Annotated in this window: 19 protein-coding genes; 4 read left to right on the plus strand and 15 right to left on the minus strand. The window is 70.4% G+C overall.

Annotation, left to right across the window (positions count from 1 at the left end):
- Positions 1 to 163: 163 nt before the first annotated feature.
- Positions 164 to 1063, minus strand: a complete 900-nt coding sequence (gene hemF / locus GE300_RS07950; protein WP_154446013.1) for an oxygen-dependent coproporphyrinogen oxidase — start codon at positions 1061 to 1063, stop codon at positions 164 to 166.
- Between the two features lie 263 nt (positions 1064 to 1326).
- On the opposite strand from hemF, the gene GE300_RS07955 reads away from it, so the two are divergent.
- From GE300_RS07955 to GE300_RS07965, 3 genes are all read left to right on the plus strand, one after another.
- On the plus strand, positions 1327 to 3165 hold the full coding sequence (locus GE300_RS07955; protein WP_154446014.1) for an ABC transporter ATP-binding protein: 1839 nt from the start codon (positions 1327 to 1329) through the stop codon (positions 3163 to 3165).
- Between the two features lie 168 nt (positions 3166 to 3333).
- Entirely contained in the window at positions 3334 to 5175 is a 1842-nt protein-coding gene (locus tag GE300_RS07960; RefSeq protein ID WP_154446015.1) for an ABC transporter ATP-binding protein, read from the plus strand.
- Positions 5172 to 5915 carry a TlyA family RNA methyltransferase gene (locus tag GE300_RS07965; protein WP_154446016.1) on the plus strand — a complete coding sequence of 248 codons (744 nt, stop codon included), beginning with the start codon at positions 5172 to 5174 and terminating at the stop codon, positions 5913 to 5915. Before GE300_RS07960 ends, GE300_RS07965 begins: the two co-directional genes overlap by 4 nt.
- Here the strand turns inward: GE300_RS07965 and GE300_RS07970 are convergent.
- The 11 genes from GE300_RS07970 to trpS form a co-directional block, all read right to left on the minus strand.
- Positions 5912 to 6703: a purine-nucleoside phosphorylase gene (locus GE300_RS07970; RefSeq protein ID WP_154446017.1), complete on the minus strand. Its 792-nt coding sequence runs from the start codon at positions 6701 to 6703 to the stop codon at positions 5912 to 5914. The genes GE300_RS07965 and GE300_RS07970 overlap by 4 nt on opposite strands.
- Complete coding sequence (locus tag GE300_RS07975) at positions 6704 to 7732, minus strand: ABC transporter permease (protein ID WP_154446018.1); 1029 nt, start codon at positions 7730 to 7732, stop codon at positions 6704 to 6706.
- Positions 7732 to 8832, minus strand: coding sequence for an ABC transporter permease (locus GE300_RS07980; RefSeq protein ID WP_154446019.1), 1101 nt, complete (start codon positions 8830 to 8832; stop codon positions 7732 to 7734). Before GE300_RS07980 ends, GE300_RS07975 begins: the two co-directional genes overlap by 1 nt.
- Positions 8829 to 10412 (minus strand): ABC transporter ATP-binding protein, encoded by a 1584-nt coding sequence (locus GE300_RS07985; protein WP_154446020.1) that lies wholly within the window; start codon positions 10410 to 10412, stop codon positions 8829 to 8831. Before GE300_RS07985 ends, GE300_RS07980 begins: the two co-directional genes overlap by 4 nt.
- A gap of 5 nt (positions 10413 to 10417) precedes the next feature.
- Entirely contained in the window at positions 10418 to 11419 is a 1002-nt protein-coding gene (locus tag GE300_RS07990) for a BMP family lipoprotein (protein WP_154446021.1), read from the minus strand.
- A 144-nt stretch (positions 11420 to 11563) separates the two neighbouring features.
- A complete protein-coding gene (locus GE300_RS07995) occupies positions 11564 to 12001 on the minus strand; it encodes a GNAT family N-acetyltransferase (RefSeq protein WP_154446022.1) in 438 nt (145 codons plus the stop codon).
- Positions 11991 to 12635: a tRNA (adenosine(37)-N6)-threonylcarbamoyltransferase complex dimerization subunit type 1 TsaB gene (gene tsaB / locus GE300_RS08000; RefSeq protein ID WP_154446023.1), complete on the minus strand. Its 645-nt coding sequence runs from the start codon at positions 12633 to 12635 to the stop codon at positions 11991 to 11993. Before tsaB ends, GE300_RS07995 begins: the two co-directional genes overlap by 11 nt.
- Positions 12636 to 12642: 7 nt before the next feature.
- A complete protein-coding gene (locus GE300_RS08005; protein WP_154446024.1) occupies positions 12643 to 13203 on the minus strand; it encodes a NifU family protein in 561 nt (186 codons plus the stop codon).
- Positions 13204 to 13298: 95 nt separating this feature from the next.
- A complete protein-coding gene (locus GE300_RS08010; protein WP_154446025.1) occupies positions 13299 to 13757 on the minus strand; it encodes a universal stress protein in 459 nt (152 codons plus the stop codon).
- Between the two features lie 57 nt (positions 13758 to 13814).
- Positions 13815 to 14915, minus strand: coding sequence for a hypothetical protein (locus tag GE300_RS08015; protein WP_154446026.1), 1101 nt, complete (start codon positions 14913 to 14915; stop codon positions 13815 to 13817).
- A gap of 4 nt (positions 14916 to 14919) precedes the next feature.
- Positions 14920 to 15972, minus strand: coding sequence for a tryptophan--tRNA ligase (gene trpS, locus GE300_RS08020; RefSeq protein WP_154446027.1), 1053 nt, complete (start codon positions 15970 to 15972; stop codon positions 14920 to 14922).
- A gap of 90 nt (positions 15973 to 16062) precedes the next feature.
- Between trpS and GE300_RS08025 the strand changes: the two genes are divergently transcribed.
- Positions 16063 to 16752, plus strand: coding sequence for a rhomboid family intramembrane serine protease (locus tag GE300_RS08025; protein WP_154446028.1), 690 nt, complete (start codon positions 16063 to 16065; stop codon positions 16750 to 16752).
- Positions 16753 to 16780: 28 nt separating this feature from the next.
- Here the strand turns inward: GE300_RS08025 and murJ are convergent, their stop codons facing one another.
- From murJ to GE300_RS08040, 3 genes are read right to left on the minus strand one after another with little or no spacing between them, the layout of a single operon-like run.
- Positions 16781 to 18307, minus strand: coding sequence for a murein biosynthesis integral membrane protein MurJ (gene murJ / locus GE300_RS08030; RefSeq protein WP_154446134.1), 1527 nt, complete (start codon positions 18305 to 18307; stop codon positions 16781 to 16783).
- A 14-nt stretch (positions 18308 to 18321) separates the two neighbouring features.
- Complete coding sequence (locus tag GE300_RS08035) at positions 18322 to 21186, minus strand: [protein-PII] uridylyltransferase (protein WP_154446029.1); 2865 nt, start codon at positions 21184 to 21186, stop codon at positions 18322 to 18324.
- Positions 21086 to 22261 (minus strand): penicillin-binding protein activator, encoded by a 1176-nt coding sequence (locus GE300_RS08040; protein ID WP_233416867.1) that lies wholly within the window; start codon positions 22259 to 22261, stop codon positions 21086 to 21088. The genes GE300_RS08035 and GE300_RS08040 overlap by 101 nt, the downstream gene beginning before the upstream one ends.
- Positions 22262 to 22314 lie beyond the last annotated feature (53 nt).

Consider the following 22314-nt stretch of genomic DNA (forward strand, 5'->3'; position numbering starts at 1 on the left):
CATGACCGACCTGACCCGAACCCGCCCCGGCTGGCCCGCCGCGCCCGGCGAACGCGGCTCCGGATCGCGAAGCTGGACCCGCACCTGCGCCGCGACATGGGGCGCCCGATGTCGAGCCCGAAAGCCCCTGCCATCGGTTCCACACCCTGTGGCGAGCGCCGGCTCAGGGCCACTTGGCGACCGGCGGCAGGCTCATCAGCACCGCCTCGGGGTTGTGGCCGGTGTGCAGGCCGAACTGGGTGCCGCGGTCGTAGACCAGGTTGAACTCGGCGTAGCGGCCGCGCTTGACCAGCTGCCACTCGCGGTCGGCCTCGGTCCAGGGTTCCTTCAGGTGCCGCTCGGTGACGGGCAGGAACGCCTTCAGGAACGCGGCGCCGACGTCGCGGGTGAAAGCGAAGTCGGCCTCCCAGTCGCCGGTGCAATGATCGTCGTAGAAGATGCCGCCGACGCCGCGCGGCTCGTTCCAGTGCCTGATCATGAAGTACTCGTCGGCCCACGCCTTGTAGCGCGGGTAGTACCCGGGATCGTGTCGGTCGCAGGCGGCCTTCAGCGCGGCGTGGAAATGGGCGGTGTCGTCGGCGTCCTCGACCATCGGGTTGAGGTCTGCGCCGCCGCCGAACCACCACGCACCCGGCGTCCAGAACATCCGCGTGTTCATGTGGACGGCGGGGGTCTTGGGGCTGCGCATGTGCGCGACAAGGCTGATGCCGCTGGCCCAGAACCGCGGGTCCGCCTCGAGCCCGGGGATCTCCTTGCGCGCGGTCAGGCTGCGCTGCGCCTGCTCGCCCAGGTTGCCGTAGACGGTCGAGATGTTGACGCCGACCTTCTCGAACACCCGGCCGTCGCGCAGCACCGACATCACCCCGCCGCCGGCGTCGGCCTCGCCGGCGCTGGCGCGGCGGGTTTCCTTGCGGGTGAAGCTGCCGGGCGGCAGGTGCTTGTGCGGACCCCAGTCCTGCGCGTCCTCCAGCGCCTCGAAGGCGGTGCAGATGCGGTCGCGCAACTCGGTGAACCAGGCCGAGGCGCGGGTCTTGCGGTCGTCGAAGATCTCGGTTCCGGTCATGTGCGCGCCCCTTCTCGCCCGATCGCGCGGAACTCAAGTCCGCCGGCCGCCGGGTGTCAACCGGATTGCGGGCTGACAGGATGCCGCATTTGGTGTATTTGCAGTGCGACTCAAGACGGAGGGTCCTTGATGGAATTTCACCGGATTCGCAAAGGCAGCTGACCAGCCGCTCCGGTGGGGGCGCGTTCGCCGCCCTTTTTTCCTCAAGTCCCGCATTGTCCAGACAGCATTGAAGCCGTCTCTCCGCCCGTCAGGAGTCCGTCATGTTCCGCCGCTTTGAAAACCTTGTCGACCCGTTCCAGCCGTTTCCGGCGCGGACCCCGCCCGCGACGCTGTGGGCCTATCTGAAATCGCAGTACGGACCGTTCCGCAAATGGCTGGCGGCGATGGCCGTCACCGGCGTGGTGGTCGCGCTGATCGAGGCCGGGCTGATCTTCTATTCCGGCCGGGTGATCGATCTGATGTCCGTCACCCCCGCGGCCGAGTTCTGGTCGGCGCACGGCGTCGAGCTGCTGCTGGCCGCCGCCTTCATCCTGCTGCTGCGCCCGCTGGCGATCACGCTCAACCACCTGCTGCTGGACCAGACGCTGGCGTCGAACATGCAGGACCAGGTGCGCTGGCGCGCGCACAAGCACCTGCTGGGGCAGTCGTCGGGTTTCTTCCAGAACGACTTTGCCGGACGGCTGACCAACCGGGTCATGCAGATGGGCCCGGCGGTCGAGGATTCGACCTACATGGCGTTCGAGGGCGTCTGGTACTCGGCCACCTATGTGCTGGGCGCGCTGATCGTGCTGGGCGAGACCGACATCCGGCTGGCGATCCCGCTGGTGATCTGGCTGGCGCTCTATATCCTCTACACCCGCTCGGTCGCGCTGCGCGTCGCCTCGGCGTCGGAGAAGACCTCGGACGCGCGCTCGATGGTCACCGGCCGGGTGGTCGACGCCTACGCCAACATCGAGAGCGTCAAGCTGTTCGCCGGCGAGAACCGCGAGGAACGCTACGTGCTGTCGGCGATGCGCCGGCACCGGCTGCGGTTCCAGCGCTTCCTGCGGCTGATGACCGAGCTGTCGCTGAGCCTGACGGTGCTGAACGGGCTGCTGATCATCGGCGTGCTGGGCCCGGCGCTGTGGCTGTGGACCGCCGGCACCGTCACCGTGGGCGAGGTCGCCGCGGCCTCGGCGCTGACCATCCGGCTGAACGGCATGAGCGGCTGGATCAGCTGGGTCACGATCCGGCTGTTCGAGCATTCCGGCGTGATCCGCGAGGGGCTGCGCTCGATCGCCCATGCGCACACGGTCACCGACCGGCCCGCCGCCCCGGCGCTGCGCGTCACCGACGGCCGGATCCGGTTCCGCGGCGTCGTCCACCATTACGGCCGGGGCCACGGCGGGCTGGACGGCATCGACCTGACCTTCGAGCCGGGCCAGCGCGTGGGCCTGGTCGGCCGCTCGGGCGCGGGCAAGTCGAGCCTGGTGAACCTGCTGCTGCGCTTCGGCGACCCCGAGCAGGGCGAGATCCTGATCGACGGCCAGCGCATCCGCGACGTGACCCAGGACAGCCTGCGCCGGCAGATCGGCATGGTGACGCAGGACAGCTCGCTGCTGCACCGCTCGGTGCGGGCGAACATCCTCTACGGCAATCCCGGCGCCACCGAGGCGCAGATGCTTGCCGCCGCCCGCCGGGCCGAGGCCGACGCCTTCATTCGCGAACTGGCGGATTCCGGCGGGCGCACCGGCTACGACGCCCATGTCGGCGAGCGCGGCGTGAAGCTTTCCGGTGGCCAGCGGCAGCGGATCGCGATCGCCCGGGTGATCCTGAAGGACGCGCCGATCCTGGTGCTGGACGAGGCGACCTCGGCGCTGGATTCCGAGGTCGAGGCGGCGATCCAGGACACGCTCTACGGGGTGATGGAGGGCAAGACGGTGATCGCCATCGCACACCGGCTGTCGACCATCGCCCGCATGGACCGGATCGTGGTGCTTGATCAGGGCCGCGTGGTCGAGGACGGCGCCCACGACGCGCTGCTGGCGCAGGGCGGGCTTTACGCGGGCCTGTGGGCGCGGCAGTCCGGCGGCTTTCTCGGCACCGAGGCCGCCGAATAGGGCTTGCCGCGGCGCACGCCGCAGGGCGGATGCGGGCGGCGGTGGACGCCGCCGCCGCCACGCTAGATACTGGCGGTGCGCCGTTGTGGCGCATGCGCTCGCCAGCCAATGGGCCCACCGGGCCGAAGCACGCATCGCCGCGCCCCGCGGGGGCAGGAAAGTCATCGCATGTTCGAATTTTCAAAGCTCGTCGCCCCGTTCCAAGCCGCCAAGGGGCCGCCCCCCGGCGACAGCCTGCGCGCCTTCGTCGCCTGGGCGCTGCACGGCGCCTGGCGCTGGATCGGGCTGACCGCGCTGCTGGGCGGACTGTCGGGACTGACCGAGATCGCCTCGGCGTTCCTGATCGGCTGGGTGATCGACGACGCGCTGGCGCACCAGGGCGGCGACTATCTGGCCGCGCAATGGCCGCTGCTGCTGGCCATCGCGGCGTTCTACCTGCTGCTGCGCCCGGCGATCCTGGGGGTGAACGCGGCGATGTCGTCGCTGGCGATCGCGCCCAATGCCACGGCGCTGGTGCTGTCGCGGCTGCACGCACATGTGCTGGGCCAGCACATCCAGTATTTCGACGACGATTTTGCCGGGCGGCTGGCGCAGAAGGCGATGCAGACCTCGCGCGCGCTGGTCGATGCCGCGGTCGAGATCTGCAACACGGTGGTTTTCGCCGGCGCCACGCTGATCGGCGCGACGTTCCTGATCGGCGGCATGGACGCGCGGCTGGCGCTGGCGCTGCTGGCCTGGCTGGCGGCCTATGGCGCGCTGATCATCTATTTCCTGCCGCGGATCCGCAAGCGCGCAAAGGCGCGTGCCGGGGCGCGAGCGGCGGTGACCGGACAGCTGGTCGACACGCTGACCAACATGAAGACCGTCAAGCTGTTCGCCCACACCGCGCGCGAGGAGGACGCCGCCCGGCTTTCGATCGGGCGCTACCGCGGCGCGGCGCTGGATTTCGGCCGTCTGTCGACCCGGTTCCGGGTGTCGCTGAACGTCATCGCCGGCGCGCTGCCGGTGCTGATGATCGGCGGCGCGCTGATGCTGTGGCAGGCCGGCGCGGCGACGGCGGGCGAGATCGCCACCGCCGGCATCATCTCGTCGCGGATCGGGCAGATGACCGGCTGGGTCAGCTTCACCGCGATGGGCATCTTCTCGCACATCGGCGAGGTCGAGGACGGGATGAAGACACTGACGCCGCCGCCGGAGGTCACCGACCGGCCCGGCGCGCCCGCGATCGGGCGCGTCGCGGGCGAGATCGTGTTCGACGACGTGCGCTTCCACTACGGCCGCGGGCGCGAGAGCGGCGGGCTGAACGGGCTCGGCTTTCGCGTCGCACCGGGCGAGAAGGTGGCGCTGGTCGGCGCCTCGGGCGCGGGCAAGTCCACCGCGCTGGCGCTGCTGCTGCGGCTGTACGACCGCGAGGCCGGGCGGATCGCCGTCGACGGGCGTGACGTGGCCGAGGTTCGGCAGGAAAGCCTGCGGGCGCAGATCTCGATGGTCACGCAGGAAACCGCGATGTTCAACCGCTCGGCGCGCGAGAACATCCTCTATGGCCGGCCCGACGCCACCGAGGACGAAATCCACGACGCCGCCCGCCGGGCCGAGGCGCACGATTTCATCCAGTCCCTGCGCGACGTCCACGGGCGACAGGGCTACGACGCGCATCTGGGCGAGCGCGGCGTCAAGCTGTCCGGCGGGCAGCGGCAGCGCATCGCGCTGGCCCGCGCGATCCTCAAGGACGCGCCGGTGCTGCTGCTGGACGAGGCGACCTCGGCGCTGGACAGCGAGGTCGAGGCCGAGATCCAGTCGGCGCTGTGGGAGGTGATGCAGGACAAGACCGTGATCGCCATCGCGCACCGGTTGTCGACCATCGCGCGGATGGACCGCATTCTGGTGATCGACGACGGCCGCGTGGTCGAGCAAGGCACCCATTCCGAGCTGCTCAAGCGCGGCGGGCTTTACGCGCGGTTCTGGGACCGGCAGTCCGGAGGCTTCCTGAACCTGGAGGCCGCCGAATGAGCGCGGCGTTCGACCCGCCGATCCGTCTGGACCAGGCGCTGGTGGCGCTGGGGCTGGCCGACAGCCGCGCCCGCGCCGCCGAGATGATCCGCGCCGGGGCGGTGAGCGTGGACGGGCAGACGGTGCTGCGCGCCGCGGTCAAGGTCGGGCGGCAGGCGGTCGCCGTGACCGGCGAGACCAACCCCTGGGTCTCGCGCGCGGCGCTGAAGCTGGTGCATGCGCTGGACCGGTTCATGCTGTCGCCGCAGGGCGCGCGGGCGGTGGACGTGGGCGCCTCGACCGGGGGCTTCACCGAGGTGCTGATCGCGCGCGGCGCGGTGCATGTGACGGCGATCGACGTCGGCCGGGGGCAGCTGCATCCGAAGCTGCGCGATCACCCGAAGATCGACCTGCGCGAGGGGGTGAACGCCCGCGACATGGACCCGGCGTTGCTCGGCCATCCCGACTGGGTGGTCAGCGACGTGTCGTTCATCTCGGCCACCAAGGCGCTTGGCCCGGCGCTGGACGCCGCGCGGCAGGGCGCGACGCTGGTGACGCTGGTCAAGCCGCAGTTCGAGCTGACCCCGCAGGACATCGGCAAGGGCGGCATCGTCAAGGACGCGGCGCTGCGCCGCAAGGCGCTGGCCGACGTCTCCGCCTGGGTCGAGGCGCAGGGATGGGAGCTGCTGGGCAGCACGGAAAGCCCGGTGCCCGGCAGCGACGGCAACCTCGAGTGGCTGCTCGCCGCGACCAGGCGCTAGATCCGCTTGAGGTAGGCGCGCAGCACCTGCTCCAGCTTGGCGGCGCCGACCGGGGCCATCTTCTTGGTGTGCTCGTGGCTCAGCACTTCGGTCGACATGCCGGCGGCCATGTTGGTGATGTTGCTGATCGCCGCCACGCGCAGACCCAGGAATCGGGCGATGATGACCTCGGGAACCGTCGACATGCCGACGGCGTCGCTGCCGAGCACGCGCAGGGCGCGGATCTCGGCCGGGGTCTCGAAGCTGGGGCCGGAGTACCAGGCATAGACGCCGGTGTGCAGGGTGACGCCCGCCAGCCGTGCGGCCTCGGCAAGGGCAATGCGCATCTGCCGGTCATAGGCATCGCTCATGTTGACGAACCGGGCGTCGGTTTCCTCGCCGATCAGCGGGTTCAGCCCCGAGAAGTTGATGTGATCCGACAGCATCATCAGCTCGCCCGGCCCCATGCCGTCGCGCAGGCTGCCCGCGGCGTTGGTGGCGATCAGCTGTTCGGCGCCAAGCGCCTTCAGCACCTCCAGCGGCAGCCGCATCGCGGTGGAATCGCCCTGTTCGTAGTAGTGCGCGCGGCCGCCGAACACCGCGACGCGGACCCCGTCCAGATCGCCGATCACCAGCCTGGGCGCGTGCCCGGAAACGCCGGCGTGCGGGAACCCGGGCAGATCGGCATAGTCGATCGCCACGCCGTCCACGCTGTCGGCCAGCCCGCCGAGGCCCGAGCCCAGGATCAAGCCCAGACGCACCGGCGCGCTGCCCGCCTTGGCGGTGATCGTATCCAGCAGGTCCCGCATCTAACGTTCCTTCACATAGGGCACGCCGCCGGCCTTGGGCGGGATCGCCTTGCCGATGAAGCCCGCCAGGATCACCACGGTCAGGATGTAGGGCAGCGCCTGCATGAACTGGACCGGGATCACGAACAGGCCGATGTCGACGTTCTGGTATTTCGAGCCGATCGCCTCGAGCAGGCCGAACAGCAGGCACGCGCCCAGCGCCGGATACGGCCGCCACTTGGCGAAGATCAGCGCCGCCAGCGCAATGAAGCCGCGGCCCGCGGTCATGTCCTTCACGAACCCGGCGGCCGAGGTGCCCATCGACAGATACGCCCCCGCGATGCCGCAGAGGATGCCCGCGATCAGCACCGCCGAGTACCGCATCCGCACGACCGAGACGCCTGCGGTATCGACCGCTCCGGGGTTCTCGCCCACCGCGCGCAGGCGCAGCCCGAAGCGGGTGTTGAACAGCACCCAGGCGGTCAGCGGCACCGCCAGAAGGGCGACATAGACCAGGATAACCTGCCCCGAGATCACGTCGCGGTACAGCGGCCCGAGGATCGGAATGCCGCCCAGCGTCTCGGCCAGCGGCAGATCCAGCCCGGAAAACCGGGCGTTGCCGGACAGCTGCGGCGTCTGCCCGCCCATCGAGAACAGCGACTCGCCGATCAGCACCGTGGCCCCGGCGGCGAGGAAGTTGATCGCCACCCCCGAGATCAGCTGGTTGCCCCTGAGCGTGATCGAGGCGAAGCCGTGCAGCAGCGCCATCAGGATCGAGGCGAAGATGCCCGCCAGCACCCCCAGGATCGCCGCGGTCCAGCCCAGCCCGAGCCCGGAAAGCTGCCCCGGAAACGGATCGGCGACATAGGGCGCGGCGGCCCAGGCGGCGACCGCGGCGGCGGCGAAGGCGGCGGCCAGCATCTTGCCCTCGAGGCCGATGTCGAAGATCCCCGAGCGTTCCGAGAACAGCCCGGCGAGGCAGGCCAGCAGCAGCGGCGTCGCGTTGCGCAGGGTGCTGTCGAACAGCTGGAACAGCTCGGCCAGGTCCATCAGCGGGCCTCCTTGCGCAGGCGCAGGAACAGGAACAGCCGCTCCATCGGGAAGCGGACCATGTTCTCGAGGCTGCCGGTGAACAGGATCACCAGCGCCTGGATGGTCAGGATCATCTGGCTGGGAATCGCCGGGATCTCGAACGCCAGCTCCGCCCCGCCCTGGTAGAGCACGCCGAACAGCAGCGCCGCCAGGATCACCCCGACCGGGTGCGAGCGGCCCATCAGCGCCACCGCGATGCCGACGAAGCCGGCGCCCTGCACGCTGTCGAGATTCAGCCGCTGCAATTCGCCCAGCACGACGTTGATCGCCATCATCCCCGCCAGCGCGCCCGAGATCAGCATGGTGATCATGATGATCCGGAACGGCGCCATGCCGGCGTAGACCGCCGCCGGCTCGGAAAAGCCGAAGGCGCGCAGCTCGTAGCCGAAGCGGGTGCGCCAGATCAGCAGCCAGACCAGCAAGCAGGCCAGCAGCGCCAGGAACAGGCTGATGTTGGCGGGGGTGCGGGTCAGCTCCAGCCCGATCCACTCCGCCATCTGGTCCAGCCGGGGGATATGCGCGCCGCCGGCGAAGCGGCGGCTTTCCGGCGCCATCGAGCCGGGTACTTTCAGATAGGTGTTCAGCACATAGATCAGCAGCGCGGCGGCGATATAGTTGAACATGATCGTGGTAATCACGATGTGGCTGCCGCGCTTGGCGTTCAGATAGGCCGGCACCGCCGCCCAGGCGGCGCCGAACAGCCCCGCGCCCAGCACCGCCAGCGGCAGCACCAGCAGCCAGTGCGTCTGGTCCAGCGTCAGCGCCACGATGGCGACGCCGATGCCGGCGACGCCGGCCTGCCCCTCGCCGCCGATGTTGAAGATCGAGGCGTGAAAGGCGACCGCGACGCACAGCCCGGTGAAGATGAAGCTGGTGGTGTAGAACAGCGTGTAGCCGATGCCGTAGTCCGACCCCAGCGACCCCTGGATCATGATCCGCATCGCATGCAGCGGGTCCTCGCCGATGAACATCACCACCAGGCCGGCGACCAGGAATGCCAGAAACACGTTGATCGCGGGGATCAGGAACAGGTCGACCCAGCGCGGCATGGACTTCATGCGGCGCCCTCCTTCGGGTCGATGCCCGCCATCAGCAGCCCCAGCTCGTTCTGATCGGTCTCGGAGGGCAACCGCTCGCCGCTGATCCTGCCGTCGAACATCACCACGATCCGGTCCGACAGGCCCAGGATCTCGTCCAGTTCGACCGAGACCAGCAGCACCGCCTTGCCCTGGTCGCGAAGGTGCACGATCTCGTTGTGGATGAACTCGATGGCGCCGATGTCGACGCCGCGGGTGGGCTGGCCGACCAGCAGCACGTCCGGATCGCTCTCGACCTCGCGGGCGATGACGATCTTCTGCTGATTGCCGCCCGAGAAGTTCGCCGCCGCCAGATCGCAACTGGGCGGGCGGATGTCGTATTTCTCGATCTTCTCGCGGGCGTCGTCGCGCATGGCGCGCCGGTCCATCAGCAGGCGGCTTTTCTGGTATTGCGGCCGGTCGTGATAGCCGAAGCAGGAGTTTTCCCACTCGGAGAACGACATGATCAGGCCCAGCCGGTGCCGGTCCTCGGGCACGTGCGCGATGCCCTGTTCGCGGCGCTCGCCGGCGTCGGCATGCGCGGTCAGGTCCAGCGCCTGCCCGTTCAGCGTCACGCTGCCGCCCGAGGCGGCGGTGATCCCGCCCAGCACCTCCAGCAGCGCCGACTGGCCGTTGCCGGCCACGCCGGCGACGCCCAGGATCTCGCCCGCGCGCAGGTCCAGGTCGATGCCCTTCAGCCGTTCGATCCCGTCGCGGTCGGTCACGCGCAGGCCGCGGATCTGCATCAGCGTCTGGCCGACCTGCGCCGGCTTCTTGTCGACGCGCAGCAGCACCTGGCGGCCGACCATCAGCTCGGCCAGTTCGGCCGGGCTGGTGTCGGCGGTCTTGACGGTGGCGGTCATCTCGCCGCGCCGCATCACGCTGACGGTGTCGGTGATCGCCATGATCTCGCGCAGCTTGTGGGTGATCAGGATGATCGTCTTGCCCTCGCGGCGCAGCCCTTCGAGGATGCGGAACAGGTGGTCGGCCTCGGCCGGGGTCAGCACGCCGGTCGGCTCGTCCAGGATCAGGATGTCGGCGTGGCGATAGAGCGCCTTGAGGATCTCGACCCGCTGCTGGAAGCCGACGGCGAGATCGTGGATCACCGCGTCGGGATCGACCTCGAGCTCGTACTCATGGGCCAGCTCGGTCAGCAGCTTGCGCGCCTTGGCCAGCGAGGGTTTCAGAAGCGCGCCGTCCTCGGCGCCGAGCACGACGTTCTCCAGCACGGTGAAGTTCTGCACCAGCATGAAGTGCTGGTGCACCATGCCGATGCCGGCCCTGATCGCATCGTCGGAATTGTGGATCTGCGTGGGCACGCCGCCGATGCGGATCTCGCCCTTGTCGGCCCGGTAGAAGCCGTAGAGGATGGACATCAGCGTCGACTTGCCGGCGCCGTTCTCGCCCACGATCCCGTGGATCGTGCCGCGCGCCACCTGCATCGAGATGTCCTTGTTGGCCTGCACCGGCCCGAACGCCTTGGAGATGCCGATCAACTCGATCGCCGGAGCGGATGGGGCAGCCGTTTCCGGCTGCCCCGCGGTCTTTTCAGCGACGCTCATCGTCCTCAGGACACCGGGCAGCTGTCGTCGGTCGTGTAGTCGTGGACCTCGATCTCGCCCGAGATGATCTTGGCCTTGGCATCCTCGACCGCGGTCTTCATCTCGTCGGTCAGCAGGTCCTCGTTGTTCTCGTCGACGGCATAGCCGACGCCGTTCTCGGCCAGACCCAGCACCTGCACCCCGGCCGAGAAGTTGCCGTCCTGCGCGTCCTTGAACGCGTCGTAGACCGCAACGTCGACCCGCTTGAGCATCGAGGTCAGCACCTCGCCCGGGTGCAGGTAGTTCTGGTTCGAATCGACGCCGATGCCCAGCGCGCCGTTGTCCGCCGCCGCCTGCAGCACGCCGCGGCCGGTGCCGCCGGCCGCGTGGTAGACGACGTCGGCGCCCTGGTCGATCTGGTTCCTCGCCAGCTCGCCGCCCTTCACCGGGTCGTTCCAGGCCGCGCCGGTGGTGCCGGTCATGTTCTGGATCACGGTGGCGTCCGGGTTCACCGCCTTCACGCCCTGCACATAGCCGCAGGCGAACTTTCGGATCAGGCCGATGTCCATGCCGCCGACGAAGCCGACGGTGCCGGATTCGGACGCCATCGCCGCCAGCATGCCCACCAGGTACGAACCCTCGTGCTCCTTGAACACGACCGAGCGCACGTTCGGCAGGTCGATCACCGCGTCGATGATCGTGAAGTCGGTGTCGGGGAATTCGGCGGCCACTGCTTCCATCGCGCTGGCCTGGGCGAAGCCCGCCACCACGATCGGGTTGTTGCCCTGCTGGGCGAAACGGCGCAGCGCCTGCTCGCGCTGGGCGTCGGACTGGATCTCGAACTCGCGGTAGTCGACGCCGAACTCTTCCTTGAACCGTTCCGCGCCCTCGAAGGAGGCCTGGTTGAACGACCGGTCGAACTTGCCACCCAGGTCGAAGATCACCGCAGGCTTGAAGTCCTGGGCGAAGGCGGCGGTCGTCGCGGCGAATGCGACCGCGGCGCCAAGAAGCGCGGTTACGATTTTCATCAGGGTACCTCCACGGTTGGCCATTGCCACCGGTTGCGCCCGCACGCTGTTCCCGCATGCTGCCGGACCGCACCGGCGGTCGGAAATCTTGCGACAGTAAGGCTTAGAGGTATCGGACGGTCAATGACTTTTCCGGCGGCGACGTTACGGCAGCCTGGCGCGGCGCGGCACCGGTTTTCCCAGCACCAGGGCGTGGATCCGGTGCGCGCCGCGGTCGGAGTAGTAGTCCTTGCGATGCCCCCGCGCGGTGAAGCCGGCCGCAGCGTAAAGCGCGCGCGCCGGCGCGTTGGTCTCGGCCACCTCGAGGTACAGTTCCTCGACGCCGCGGCGCGCGAGGACGGCGTCCAGCCGGTCCAGCAGGCGCCGCGCCAGCCCGCGGCGGCGGGCGGACGGCGCGGTGCACAGGGTCAGCACCTCGGCCTCGGGGCCGGCGATGCGCGCCAGCAGGAAGGCGTCCGCGCCCGCGGTCAGCAGCAGCACGCCGGGATCGGCCAGCAGGCCGGCGAATTCCTCGGCGGTCCACGGCCGCGGCGGTCCGGAAAAGGCGCTCGCGTGCAGCGCTGCCAGCGCCTCAGGCGTCATCGAGGATGGGCGGCGGCGGCTCGGACGGAAGCGCCGCGTCGGCGGCCCGCAGATACAGTGGCGCCGGCGCCTCGCCGCCCTCGATCAGATGCGCCGCGAAGGCGAAGGCTTCGGGATCGGGGGTGCTGGTCTCGGGGCCGGCGGTCAGCTCCAGATCCGCGGCGATCCGGGCCGCGTGGTGCCCCAGCACCACGGTCCCCGGCGGCAGCGGCAGCGCGCGCAACTCGTGCGGATCGGCGATCCGCGGGCTGAGATCCGCCTCGCCGTAGCCGCGCAGGTAGTACCGGCCGCGCCGCGCGTCGAGGCTGACCAGAACCGGGCCGATGCAGTCCAGCGCAAGCGCGTCGAAGGTGCTGACGCCGATGGCGCGGATGTCCAGCGCCAGCGCCAGCCCGCGCGCGGCGGCGACGGCGATGCGGATTCCGGTGAAATTGCCCGGCCCCACGCCGACGGCGATGGCATCCAGGTCGCGCCAGCCGACCCCTGCCAGTTCCAGCGCGGTCTGCGCCATCGGCACCAGCCGCTCGGCCTGGCCCCGGTCCATGCGCTCGGTGAGCGAGGTGAGAACCTCGCGCCATTCGGTCACGGCCACCGAACAATGGGGGCCTGCCGTGTCGAGCGCGAGGATCTTCATGGCCGGATCAGGCGGCGACCGGTCGGACTTCGGTCACTTCCGGAATGTAGTGCCGCAGCAGGTTCTCGATCCCCATCTTCAGCGTCATGGTCGAGGACGGGCAGCCGGCGCAGGCGCCCTGCATGTGCAGGTAGACGATGCCGCGCTCGAAGCCGTGGAAGGTGATGTCGCCACCGTCCTGGGCCACGGCGGGCCGCACGCGGGTATCCAGCAGTTCCTTGATCTGGCTGACGATCTCGGCGTCCGGGCCGTCGTGCTCGGCATGGCCGACGGCGCCTTCCTGACCCTGGATCACCGGCAGTCCGGACTGGTAGTGCTCCATGATCGCGCCCAGGATCGCCGGCTTGATGTGCGACCAGTCGACGGTCTCGGCCTTGGTCACGGTGACGAAATCCGGGCCGAAGAACACCCCGGTCACCCCGTCCACGCCGAAGATGCGGTTGGCCAGGGGCGAGCTTGCGGCGGCGTCGGCCGACGGGAAGTCCGCGGTTCCGGTGGGCAGCACGGCTTCCCCCGGCAGGAATTTCAGCGTCGCCGGGTTCGGCGTCGATTCGGTCTGGATGAACATCGTCCGGTCTCCACTGTCTCAGGGGCTCAATCTGGGCCTCCCGACTATTTAAGTCAAGCATACTGGAATGCTTCTAAACTGCGGGCGTCCGGATGTCACGATACCGCGATGATTTCCTCCTTGCTCATCGTTCCCGGCACCACCGTCACCGGCACTGGCATCTCGCTGACGCGGCGGCCGGCCAGCTCGGTCACCAGCGGGCCCGGGCCGTCGCCCTTGGTGCCGGCGCCCAGCACCAGGACGCCGATCTCGGGGTTCTCCTTGATGTGCTCGATGATCTCGCGGGCCTTCTCGCCCTCGCGGATCGCCAGCGTGGGGGTGATGCCCTCGACCTTCTCCATGCGGTCGCGGAACACCTCGAAGTGGGCTTCGATCTTCTCGCGGGCCTCGGCGCGCATCACCTCTCCGACGCCGATCCAGTGCTGGAACTCCTCGGGGGCGATGATCCCCAGAAGTTCCACGCCGCCACCGGTCTTGGCCGCCCGGATGGCGGCGAAGCGCATGGCGTTCAGGCACTCGGGCGTGTCGTCGAGCACCACCAGGAATTTGCGCAAGGGGCCACCTCCGGTATTGATCTGCGGATCATTCCCGATCCGTGCAGCCGCTGCAAGTCATCCGCGGGCGGCGCGCCGCAGGTACGGGCGCAGCAGCCGCCGCAGCCAGCCCAGCCCCAGCCCCAGCGCCGACAGCGCCGCCGAGACCGCAAGACCCGCCGCCAGAAGCACCAGGTCCCGCACCTCGTCCGACCAGCGCAGCACCGCCCGGGTCAGGCGGCTCTTGCCCGCCAGCTCGAGCGTGGCGACGACCCGATGCGGCCGCGCCTCGGCCGCCCGCGCCAGGCGGCGCGCGTCGGCGGCGGTCTCGACGCTCGACACCAGGTGCAGCGCCGCGACGGTGCCGACGCTGGCCCGGATTGCCCCCAGATCGCCGGTGAGCGCCCCCAGCCGCCGCGCTGGCGCGGCGCGGAGCGCACCTTTCAGCACCTCGACGAGTCGGTCCGCATCGCGGTACGACAGCGCGCCGATCACCCGCCAGTCGACCAGCCGGGCGGCATCGGCGCGGACCATCGCCAGCAGCGGCGCCGAAAGCGCGCCGACCTGCTTCGCCGTCTTCGCCAGCCCCGCGCCCAGCTTGACGGCGGCCGAGCTGCCGCCGCTGACCACCACCAGCGCGGCCGCCCCCAGACCCGCGGTGGACAGCGCCAGGTCGATCTGGTCGACCTCCTCGCCGCGCGCGTAGTTGCCGGCCTCGCGCACGAGGTCCCGCAGGTCGCCGGCGACGGTCAGATCGACGGCGAGCCGGCAGAGCATGGCCTGCGACAGCGGACAGGCGGCGGCATCGGCGGCGCAGCGCACGCAGGTCCGGGCGCTGGCCCACCGGCCGCGGTCGGCGCGGTCGGCCTGCGCCACGGCGGCGCGGATCTCGGAGGGGAGCGCGATGCCCTCGTCGCGCGCGGCGGTCATCATCGCGTCGATCGCGACCCAGTTGCGGGGCGCCTCGGCCAGCCGCGCCTGCAGGCGGGCGGTCAGCGCCTCGGGCGTCGCGCTGCGCGCCCACAGCCGGTCCAGCTGCGCCCCGGCGCCATCGAGGCCGCGCTCGACCAGTGCGGTGCCGGCCGGCAGCGTCAGCACCCGGTGCACCGCGGCGCCCGACGCGGCCAGCGACGCGACGAACAGCAGCGCCAGGATCAGCCGTGCTGCCTGTCGCCGCATGGGCTCACCGGCTCCGGATGAAGCCGATGATGTCGTAGGTGCGCGCGACGATCGGCTCGGCGATCTCGGCGGCGCGCTGCGCGCCGCGGCCAAGGATCCGGTCCAGCTCGGCCTTGTCCTGCAGCAATTCGTCCATCTTCGCGCTGATCGGCGACAGCTTCGCCACCGCCAGATCGGCCAGCGCCGGCTTGAAGGCGCCGAACTGCGCGCCTGCGTACTCCGAGATCACCGCCTCGGCCGAGGTCTCGGCCAGCGCGGCGTAGATGTTGACCAGGTTGCGCGCCTCGGGCCGGTCGTCGAGGCCCTTCAGGCTGTCGGGCAGCGGCTCGGGGTCGGTCCTGGCCTTGCGGAACTTCCTGGCGATGGTGTCGGCGTCGTCGGTCAGGTTGATCCGGCTCATGTCAGACGGATCGGACTTGGACATCTTCCTGGTGCCGTCGCGCAGGCTCATGATCCGCGTCGCCGCGCCCTCGATCATCGGCTCGGGCAGCGGGAAGAAACCCTCCACGCCGTAGTCGTTGTTGAACTTCGCCGCAGTGTCGCGGGCGAATTCCAGGTGCTGCTTCTGGTCCTCGCCCACAGGCACGTGGGTGGCGTGATAGGTCAGGATGTCGGCCGCCATCAGCGCCGGGTAGGTGTACAGCCCGACGCTGGCGTTCTCGGTGTTCTTGCCGGCCTTGTCCTTGAACTGCGTCATCCGGTTCGCCCAGCCGATGCGGGCGACGCAGTTGAACACCCAGGCCAGCTGCGCGTGCGCCGGCACCTGGCTCTGGTTGAACAGGATCGACCGGTCCGGGTCCAGGCCGCAAGCGATGTAGGCGGCGGCCACCGCGCGCGTCGCCTCGGCCAGTTCCGCCCGCCCCGGCCAGCCGGCGGTGATCGCGTGCTGGTCGACCATGCAGTAGATCGTCTCGCAATCGTCGCGCTGGAAATCGACGAAGCGCTTCACCGCGCCCAGGTAGTTGCCCAGGGTCAGCTTGCCGGTGGGCTGGACGCCGGAGAACACCCGCCGCTTGTGGGTTGGCGTGGACGCCGCGTCCGAGGTGGCCTCGCGCATGGAAATCGTTCCGGGATTGTGATTAAACCGCCGCGCTTATCGCCGCCCGCCCCATCCACGTCAACCGGCCCGCGTCAACAGGAGCGCCCGATGTACGATCCGAACCACAACGCCTCGCCGGTGAACCCGATCCCGCCGGTGGTGCTGGGCCTGGTGGCCCTGATCGCGCTTTTCGAGATCGCCTTTCAGCTGGGCGAACGCGGCCTGGCCGGCGGCGCCGCCGCGATCCAGTGGCGGGTGCAGGCGCTGCAGACCTTCGGGTTCTACCCGTCGGTCTGGGACCAGCTGGTCACCGCCGGCCGCCTGCCGGTCGACGGCGCCTGGCGCTTCGTCACCTATCCGCTGGTCCACGCCAGCTTCGTGCACACGCTGTTCGCCTGCGTGCTGCTGCTGGCGCTGGGGAACTTCACCGCGCGCGTGTTCCGCCCGGTGGCGCTGGTGCTGGTGCTGGCGGCCTGCCTGATCGCCGGGGCGATCGCATTCGCGGTGACCAACGATACCGGCGCGCCGCTTTACGGCGCCTATCCGGCGGCCTACGGGCTGATCGGCATGTACACCTGGTGCCTGTGGACGATGGCCGACCGGATGGGCCGCAACCCCTATGCCGCGTTCCAGCTGATTGGCGTGCTGGTCGGCATCCAGCTGCTGTTCGTGGTGCTGGAAGGCGCGTGGTACAGCTTCTTCGCCGAGATCGCGGGCTTCGTCACCGGCTTCGTGCTGGCCGCCCCGGCCGCGCCCGGCGGGATCGCGCGGCTACGGCAGAAGCTGCGCGGGCGCTGAGGGCCGATCCGGCCGGCCGGGCGGCGGCTCAGCCGCGCCGCATCATGTCGCGCATGTCGCGGGCCGTGAACGCGCCGGTGCCGTGCACCACGCCGGCATAGACCACCGCCCCGGCCAGCACCATCCCGGCCAGCGCCAGGTAGCGCAGGCCGCCCGCGTCCAGCGCCGGGGCCAGGGCCCACGCCATCGCCCCGACCGCCAGCGCCATCGCGCCCGAGGCCGCCAGCATCCCCAGCGCCGAGCGGCGCAGCCGGGCGTCCGGCTCGATCCCGCCATCGATGCGCCGCGCGCCGCGCAACAGCAACGCGAACATCACCCAGCCCGCCGTGGTGGTCGCCACCGGCGCCGCCAGATAGCCGATCACCGGGGCCAGCCCGACCGCCAGCGCCGCGTTCACCGCCATCGCGACCAGCGCAAAGCGGAACGGCGTCCGGGTGTCCTCGCGGGCGAAGTACACCGGCTGCACCACCTTCTGCAGCACGAAGGCGGGCAGGCCGAGGCCGTAGATCGCCAGCGCCGCGGCGGTGGCGGCACTGTCCTGCGGCCCGAAGGCGCCGCGCTCGAACAGCACCGAGACCAGCGGGCCGGGGATCACCACCAGCGCCGCCGCCGCGGGCAGCGTCAGCGCCAGGGTGAACTCGGTCGCGCGGTTGATCGTGGCGATGCTGCCGGCGCGGTCGTCCGCGGCCAGCCGGCGCGACAGGTCCGGCAGCAGCACCACGCCGATGGCGATGCCGACCACGCCAAGCGGCAGCTGGTACAGCCGGTCGGCATAGCTGAGCCACGCCACCGCACCCTCGGTGTACGAGGCGACCTGGCGCCCGACCAGCAGGTTGACCTGGACCACGCCGCCCGCCAGCGCGGCGGGGGCGGCGATCAGCGCCAGCCGCCGCAACTCGGGCGTCATCCGCGGCCGGCGCGGCAGCAGGGTGATGCCGGCGCGCCGCGCGGCCTGCCAGACCAGCGCCAATTGCGCCACGCCGGCCAGTGGAACGCCCCACACCAGCGCCTGCAGCACGTCGCCGCCCAGCAGCGCCGCACCGCCCATCGCCGCGATCAGCACGATGTTCAGCAGCACCGGCGCGGCGGCGGCGGCCCAGAACCGCCCCATCGCGTTGAGCACGCCGCTGGCCAGCGCCGCCAGCGAGATGAACAGGATGTACGGGAACACGATCCGGCCCATGCCGACGGCAAGGTCGAGCCGCTCGTCCGCGGCGAACCCCGAGGCCATCGCCAGCACGAACGCGGGCATGAACAGCTGCGCCAGCAGAACCAGCGCCAGCACCGCCGCGCCCAGCCCGGTCAGCGCGTCGCGGGCGAAGGCCTCGGCGTCGTCGCGGCGCTCGATCCGTTTCGAGAACATCGGCACGAACGCCACGTTGAACGCGCCCTCGGCGAAGAAGCGGCGGAACATGTTGGGCAGGGCGAAGGCCACGAGAAACGCATCCGCCGCCGGGCCCGCGCCGAGAAACAGCGCGATCAGGATGTCGCGGCCGAAGCCGAGCACGCGGCTCAGCAGGGTCCAGGCGCCGACGGTCATGAACGCGCGGGCCATGCGCCGCGTGCCGCTCACGCCTCGGCCCTCTCGGTCCCTTCGCGGATCGCGTTGCGCAGCGCCGCGGCGATCTGGCCCTGCTTGCTTTTGCTGGTGACCTTCAGCCCGAAGGCGTCCTTGACGTAGAACGTGTCCACCGCCTGCTCGCCGTAGGTGGCGATGATCGCCGACGAGATCCGCATGTGCGTCGCCGTCAGGCTGCGCGTCAGATCGTACAGCAGCCCCGGCCGGTCGCGGGTGTCGACGGTGATCATGGTGTAGATCTCGGAGCCGTCGTTGTCGAAGGTGATCTCGGTCGGGACCACGAACGCCTGCTCGCGCTTCTTCACCCGGTCGCGCTCGGCGAAGGCGTCGCGGGCGACGACCTCGCCCGAGAGCGTGCGCTGGATCATCCGGCGCAGGCGCGGCAGGCGCGATTCCTCGAACGGGTGGCCGTCCTTGTCCTGGATCCAGAACACGCAGGTCGCGACCCCGTCCGAGGTGGTGTAGGTGCGCGCGTCGCGGACGTCGGCCCCGCACAGCGCCACCGCGCCGGCGATGCGGGCGAACACGCCGGGATGGTCGGGCATGGCAAAGCAGGCGCGGCTGGCATCGCGGGCCGGATCCTGGTCGATGCGCACCACCGGCTTGTCGGCGCTGACCTCGCGCACCAGCTGCGCCAGCACCACGTGCTCGGCGGTGCCCAGCCCCAGCCAGAACGAATCGTAGTGCCGCTGCTGCTCGGCAGCGATGTCCTCGGCGGACCAGTCGGGCACCGCGGCGGCGAACGCCTGCTTCGCCTCATCGACGCGCTGCGGGCGGCTCTGGCTGTCGGTGTCGCCGGTCAGGTATTCCATCGCCTGCCGGTATAGATCGCGCAGCAGCATGGCCTTCCAGTTGTTCCACACCCCCGGCCCCACGCCCCAGATGTCGCACACCGTCAGCACGGTCAGCAGCCGCAGCCGCGCCGGGCTGGCGACGATGTTGGCGAAATCGCGCACCGTGCGCGCGTCGGCCAGGTCGCGCTTCTGCGCGAAGTCCGACATCACCAGGTGGTTGCGGACCAGCCAGGCGACGGTTTCGGTCTCGTCCTCGGCCAGGCCCAGGCGCGGGCACAGCTGCAGCGCGATCTCGGCGCCGACCTCGGAGTGCGGGCGCGCGCGGCCCTTGCCGATGTCGTGCAGCAGCAGCGCGACATAGAGGATCCGCCGGCTGACGCCCTGTTTCAGGATCGAGCTGGCGATCGGCAGCTCCTCCTGCAGGGCGCCGCGCTCGATGTCGTGCAGCCGGGCGATGCACTGGATGGTGTGCTCGTCCACCGTGTAGTGGTGGTACATGTTGTACTGCATCATCGCGACGATGCGGCCGAAATCGGGGATGAAGGCGCCCAGCACGCCCATCTCGTTCATCCGGCGCAGCGCCCGCTCGGGATCCTCGCGGTCCAGCAGCAGCTGCATGAACAGCTCGTTGGCCTCGGGATCGTTGCGCAGCCCGTCGTCGATCAGGTGAATGTTGGCGGCCACCAGCCGCATCGTGTTGGGATGGATCAGGTAACCGGTGCGCATCGCGGTGCGGAACAGCCGCAGGATGTTCACCGGATCGGCGAGAAACGCCTCGGTGTCGCCGATGTCCAGCCGCCCGTTGAGCAGCGCATAGCCTTCGGGGGCGTTGTCGGTGTTCAGGCTGAACCGGTGCAGCAGGCTGCGGCCGACGCGGGGCCGGCGCTTGACATGCTCGGCCTCGAGCGCGGTCAGGAAGATCCGGGTCAGCTCTCCCACCTGCCGGGCGTAGGTGAAATAGGTCTGCATGAACCGCTCGACGGCGCGCTGACCTTCGGTGTCCATGAACCCCAGCCGCTTGGCGACGTCGACCTGGTGATCGAAGGTCATCGTCTCCATCGGCCGGCCGGCGACCAGGTGCAGCTGGCAGCGCGCGGCCCACAGGAAGTTCTCGGCCTCGCGGAAGGTCTTCATCTCGGCCTCGGTGAACTGGCCGCTGCGCACCATTTCCTCGGGGGTCTCGGCGCGGTTCAGATACTTGGCGATCCAGAACAGCGTCTGCAGGTCGCGCAGCCCGCCCTTGCTCTCCTTGACGTTCGGCTCGACCAGGTAGCGCGAGCCGCCGTTGCGCCGGTGGCGCTCCTCGCGCTCCTCCAGCTTGGCCTCGACGAACTCGGGGCCGGTCTTGGCGAACAGGTCCTTCCACAGCCGGCGGCGCAGCTCCCTGGACATCTTTTCGGCGCCGGCCAGGTATCGGTACTCCAGCAGCGCGGTGCGGATCGTCAGGTCCTTCATCCCCAGGCGGATGCATTCGTCCACGGTACGCACCGCCTGCCCGACCTTCAGCTTCAGGTCCCACAGGATGTAGAGCATGCATTCGATCGCGCTCTCGCACCAGGCGGTGCGCTTCCACGGGATCAGGAACAGCAGGTCGACGTCCGAGAACGGCGCCATCTCGCCGCGGCCGTAGCCGCCGACCGCAACGATGCAGACATGCTCGCCCGTGGTCGGCACCGGGTTGGGCATCTCGATCTGGGTCACATAGTGCCACGCGACGCGGATCAGCACGTCGGTCAGCCCGGCGTAGGACTGGATCGCGCGGCGCGCGGCATAGGGATAGTCGCGCAGCTCGGCGGTGATGCGCTCGCGGCCTTCACGGTTCGCCGTGGTCAGCAGGCCCACCAGTTCGGCGCGCTGTGCGGACCTGTCGCCGGCGGGGTCCATCGCCTCGACGCGCGCCATCAGCGCGTCGGCGTCGATCACGATGGCCGGATCGAACCCAGGGGCGCGAAGGGCGGTATCAGGACCCACTTGCGGCAAAGCTTCTGGGCGCCGGCGAGATCTGCTGCGCGACACCGTCCACGACCTCGTAGACCGCCAGCGCGCGCTCGTTCCGGCCATTGGGCAGGAAGCGGAAGATGCCCATCACCCCGGCGAACCCCGAGGGCTGGGCCAGCCGCGCCGGCGCGAACGCGTCCGAACGGCCCTCGGCGCGGGCCTCCGCCACCAGCGCGCCGATCGCGGCGATGCCGTCGTAGGCCAGCCCCGACAGCGGATGCGGCGGCTGGCCGAAGCGCTGTTCGTAGCGGCTTTCGAACTGCGCCGACAGCGCCTGGTCCGGCGCGGCGAACCAGCCGCCGGCAAGACCGGGCTGGGCCATCGCCTGCGCGCTGGTGTCCCAGCGTTGCAGTCCGACGAAGCGGGCCGCGGCCGGCCGCACGCCCAGGCCGCGCAGGGTTTCGGCGACGAAGCTCAGCCCGCCGGTGGGGCCGTCGGTCAGCACCACCGCGTTCGCCGCCGAGGCGCGCAGCCGCTGCGCAATGGCGGGGGTGGCGTCGGTGATGCCCTGGACCGACAGCGGATAGCTGGCCTCGGCCACCAGCCGCGCGCCGGCGGCCTGCGCGGCCTGCGCGACCGCATTCCGCGCCAGCTGCCCCTCGGGCCCCTGCGGATACACGACGGCAAGATCCAGCAGCCCGTTCGCGGCGGCGTGGCCGACCACCCGCCGTGCGGTGCTTTCGAAGGTGTTGCCCAGGATGTAGACGTTGCCGCCGGCGACGTCCGGCGTGTTCGACAGGCTGAGCACGGTCAGCCCCTGCGCCGCGGCCAGAGGCGCGACCTGCGCGGTCGCCGCCGAGAACAGCGGGCCCAGCACGACATCGGCGCCTTCCTCGAGCGCGGTTCGGGCGGCGTTCTCGGCCGCCGCGGCCTCGCCCGCGGTGGCGTAGACCGACAGCTCCAGGTCCACGTTCTGCAGATCCGCGCGCGCCATCTGCGCGGCGTTGACCAGGCTCTGGCCCAGCGCCTCGCGCTGGCTGTCGGTCGAGCCCAGCGGCACCAGCAGCGCGACGCGCACCGGCTGCTCCGGGTCGACGGCCCCGCCGCCGGCGCCGGGCCCGGCCACCGGCGCGGCGCAGCCGGCCAGCGCCAGCGCACCCAGGACCAGGGTCGAGCGAAGGAAACCGGCGAAAGACATGACACCTCGTGCATGGCGGGGCGCTTGTGGACACCCCGGATTTCGGCGCACAC

The sequence above is a fragment of the Halovulum marinum genome, from assembly GCF_009697225.1.
Classification (GTDB): Bacteria; Pseudomonadota; Alphaproteobacteria; order Rhodobacterales; family Rhodobacteraceae; genus Halovulum; species Halovulum marinum.

Bases quoted from the DNA above. Each gene is read 5' to 3' on its own strand.
- hemF (WP_154446013.1), bottom strand. From the start codon at position 1,063: ATGACCGGAACCGAGATCTTCGACGACCGCAAGACCCGCGCCTCGGCC.
- GE300_RS08040 (WP_233416867.1), bottom strand. From the start codon at position 22,261: ATGTCTTTCGCCGGTTTCCTTCGCTCGACCCTGGTCCTGGGTGCGCTG.
- GE300_RS07995 (WP_154446022.1), bottom strand. From the start codon at position 12,001: ATGACGCCTGAGGCGCTGGCAGCGCTGCACGCGAGCGCCTTTTCCGGA.
- GE300_RS07955 (WP_154446014.1), top strand. From the start codon at position 1,327: ATGTTCCGCCGCTTTGAAAACCTTGTCGACCCGTTCCAGCCGTTTCCG.
- GE300_RS08015 (WP_154446026.1), bottom strand. From the start codon at position 14,915: ATGCGGCGACAGGCAGCACGGCTGATCCTGGCGCTGCTGTTCGTCGCG.
- GE300_RS08035 (WP_154446029.1), bottom strand. From the start codon at position 21,186: ATGGCCGGAACGAGCGCGCGCTGGCGGTCTACGAGGTCGTGGACGGTG.
- GE300_RS07985 (WP_154446020.1), bottom strand. From the start codon at position 10,412: ATGAGCGTCGCTGAAAAGACCGCGGGGCAGCCGGAAACGGCTGCCCCA.
- GE300_RS07960 (WP_154446015.1), top strand. From the start codon at position 3,334: ATGTTCGAATTTTCAAAGCTCGTCGCCCCGTTCCAAGCCGCCAAGGGG.
- GE300_RS08025 (WP_154446028.1), top strand. From the start codon at position 16,063: ATGTACGATCCGAACCACAACGCCTCGCCGGTGAACCCGATCCCGCCG.
- GE300_RS07965 (WP_154446016.1), top strand. From the start codon at position 5,172: ATGAGCGCGGCGTTCGACCCGCCGATCCGTCTGGACCAGGCGCTGGTG.
- tsaB (WP_154446023.1), bottom strand. From the start codon at position 12,635: ATGAAGATCCTCGCGCTCGACACGGCAGGCCCCCATTGTTCGGTGGCC.
- GE300_RS07975 (WP_154446018.1), bottom strand. From the start codon at position 7,732: ATGGACCTGGCCGAGCTGTTCCAGCTGTTCGACAGCACCCTGCGCAAC.
- GE300_RS07970 (WP_154446017.1), bottom strand. From the start codon at position 6,703: ATGCGGGACCTGCTGGATACGATCACCGCCAAGGCGGGCAGCGCGCCG.
- GE300_RS08005 (WP_154446024.1), bottom strand. From the start codon at position 13,203: ATGTTCATCCAGACCGAATCGACGCCGAACCCGGCGACGCTGAAATTC.
- GE300_RS07980 (WP_154446019.1), bottom strand. From the start codon at position 8,832: ATGAAGTCCATGCCGCGCTGGGTCGACCTGTTCCTGATCCCCGCGATC.
- murJ (WP_154446134.1), bottom strand. From the start codon at position 18,307: ATGGCCCGCGCGTTCATGACCGTCGGCGCCTGGACCCTGCTGAGCCGC.
- GE300_RS07990 (WP_154446021.1), bottom strand. From the start codon at position 11,419: ATGAAAATCGTAACCGCGCTTCTTGGCGCCGCGGTCGCATTCGCCGCG.
- trpS (WP_154446027.1), bottom strand. From the start codon at position 15,972: ATGCGCGAGGCCACCTCGGACGCGGCGTCCACGCCAACCCACAAGCGG.